We start from the raw sequence: 3,031 nt of genomic DNA on the forward strand, positions 1-3,031 counted from the left end.
CCAGGGCATAGCTCAGCGGCGTGTCGGCACCGGATTGGAAGATGCCGGTCACGCTGCCGTTGGCAGCCGTGGCCGTGCCCGCCACATCGCCGATACCACCGGCAATGCCATTGGCCAGGCCGTCCTCGTCGACGGTGCCGGCCGCGGCTTCTCCGGCCGCGGTTGGTGTGTCGTCATCGACGGTGATCACCAGTTTTTCAGCCGCAGCCGTTACGGTGTCGCCGTCTTTGTCGGTGGCCGTCAGCAACGAGCCGAGGTTGATGGTGATGTCGTTTTCATCATTGCCGGGCGCATGGTCCAGCGGTTTGAGCAAGGTGAAGCTGTAGGCACCCGCGGCGCTGAGGCTGAAGGTGAAGACATCGACCGCACCGGCCTTGGCCGTGAGCGTATCGCCCACGACGCTGTAGACCAGCGCTACCCCACCCGAGCTCAGCGCTGGCAAGCCACTGGTGTCACTCGCCAGGGCATAGCTCAGCGGCGTGTCGGCACCGGATTGGAAGATGCCGGTCACGCTGCCGTTGGCAGCCGTGGCCGTGCCCGCCACATCGCCGATCCCACCGGCAATGCCATTGGCCAGACCGTCCTCATCGACGGTGCCGGCTGCGGCTTCTCCAGTTGCGGTTGGCCCGTCGTCGTCGAAAATCATTTTGGAGCCGATTTCGACGGTCTGCAGAGAGGCCTGGACCAGCCTGAAGCCACCGATATCAAAATCGGCGTGATCATTGCCCTTGGCGTTGGTGGCCGCGCCGTTCTCGACGAGCACGCGGTTGTGATCCGCCGTTGTGGTGTATTCAATGTCGTAACCGGCTTTGACGCCGGTGATGGTCACAACCCCGCCAGCAAAGCTGAAGACGATACCCAGAGTATTCGACGGTGCGGTGGAGTCCGCGACGACCCCGGTGCTAATGTTGGTGACGCGAACGCTGGTGATTGCAATCGACGTATCACCCGCATATCCGTCGATGAAATTCACGCCAGGTTCAGCCGCGGTGCTGAAGGCACTGACTCTTACGACAGCAGTCTTGCCGCCCTGCAACTGCACGACGTCGAAACTCGCCGACTTCGTATTGTAGACGGCGGTAAAGTCGATGTTGGATTCAAGGTCTGCTTCGTTTTGATCGAGGAAGGGAACCGTCACATTCTGCCGGGCACCCGTCACGAACGAAAAGCGGATGCCCTCTTGTTCCACAATCATCTGATTGTTGGTGCCGAAGGTGGTCGGGCCACCCGCCTGGCTGGTATTGACCGTGTCGCCGGTATTTATATTGACGCCGGTAGACTGGTTTGCCGGGTCCTTGCCGGTGGCGATGATGACGGGATCCGTGATCCGCGTGACACCATTTACCGTTGTAGTGTCCGGGTTCAGCTTCGTGAACATCAGGAAGAGGTTCTGACCGGAAGGTGCATTGAGCAGACTGAACGCCTGGTCCTGACTGGCGCCGATGAAGACTTTATTCATCAGATTGAGCGAGTCATCGGGGTTCGTCGCGTCTGGATGCTTGAGTGGTTGGTACTCCACGGTCCAGATCTTGCCGCCCGAAATTGGCGTTCCGGTTTCTTCTATATAAGCCGCGAACACAATCGCGCCGTTCGGCCCACCGGCTCGGCCCAGAACGATGTTGTTGTCGGTATCGGTATAGAGAAGGATGCTGGTGCCATCGAGTGTAAACAGTCCACTGACATCGCCATCGAGCGCTGCGCCAGCGCTGTCAACGAAGCTGACATCAGTCAGGCTTCCACCGGGTAAAGCGTTGATGGTAAATGCATTGCTGCCCGTGTTGCCCACGGCCCCGGTATAGCCGCTCAAGGCGGCACCTGTTGCGGTACCTGCCCCAAGTGCGGTCAATCGGGTCGCGAAACTCGTGGGCAGGGACGCCACCAGAATGTCGTTGTCGTCTGCGTCTCCCGCTGGGGCTGGAGTGGCCGTGGCGTTCTGCAACCCGGCCGTCTCGTCCAGCGTAACGTCCTCGCCGGTCAGCACGACGCCCAAAACACTGTCCGTAAAGGACGTAGTCGCTACAGCGTCGTCACCCGTACCGGGCGCACCATCGGCGCCGGCCGAGGCCGCGGTGAGCAGAAACGTCGCGCCGGCCGAGTCGTCGGGGTTCACGTACCACGAGGTGGTAACACTGCCGTTGACTTTACCGTCGAGATCGCCGGCACCGCCGTCGGTCACGGACCAGGGCTCGTGCCCATCACCGGTGTTGGTATCGAGCACATCGTCGGACGTGCCCCACACCTTATCCGCGCCGGCACCGACAGCGTGGTCCACTTCGAACGTCACGGTGCTGCCGGGAGCGAAACCGTTGGCGGTGATGCTAGCGGTGCTGCCAGGGGCGTAGTCCTTCTGGTCAGTGGTGACGACCGGTGTGTAGGCGGATGAAGGATGGGTATCGGTGTTGTTGGTCAGGTCATTCGTAGGCGATGAGGTTTTCTTGCGCATAGTCATGGTTTTCTCCTGAACGGGTCCATTCATCGAGACCGACCGTGGACCATTGTTGTTTTATCAGGACACCACTATGAGCACGCACCGGAGATTGCGCATCGGCCGATACTCCCAGAGGAGGTAGGAGATTCAGACTACTTGGGAGGGGGAGGTTGACATCGCGAGAAGGCAGAATTGACTGCCCGGACTAGCCTGCCGTGCCCTTCAAGCCATTGCTGCTGAGCGTCACTGGCGGTTACTACATCAACCTGCTCCGCATACGCCAGGCCGGCGTGCTGTCCCGCCATCGCCACACCGGCGGCGCTCATGCCATCGTGCTCAAGGGGCGCTGGTATTACCTGGAGCATGATTGGGTCGCATCCGAAGGCTGCTTTGCGTATGAGCCTCCCGGTGAAACCCATACCCTTTTCGTGCCGGAAGATGTTGAAGTGTTGCCGCTGACCGAAAACTGACCCAGTGGGGGTGCGGTAGAAATCTTGGACTACCTGGAGGTAGTTCATGTATTCATACGAAGATCGCATTCGAGCGGTCAAGCTCTACATCAAATTGGGGAGGCAAACCGGGGCAACTATTCGTCAGTTGGGC

Annotated in this window: 2 pseudogenes; one reads left to right on the forward strand and one right to left on the reverse strand. The window is 60.1% G+C overall.

The window, feature by feature from the left end:
* Window positions 1–2,449: pseudogene (locus CKW15_RS27670) on the reverse strand (hypothetical protein); the annotation flags it as partial.
* Window positions 2,450–2,643: 194 nt separating this feature from the next.
* On the opposite strand from CKW15_RS27670, the pseudogene CKW15_RS27675 reads away from it, so the two are divergent.
* Window positions 2,644–2,874 (forward strand): annotated as a pseudogene (locus CKW15_RS27675) (2,4'-dihydroxyacetophenone dioxygenase family protein); the annotation flags it as partial.
* Window positions 2,875–3,031 lie beyond the last annotated feature (157 nt).

Source organism: Pseudomonas sp. Irchel s3b5, assembly GCF_900187435.1.
Lineage (GTDB): Bacteria > Pseudomonadota > Gammaproteobacteria > Pseudomonadales > Pseudomonadaceae > Aquipseudomonas.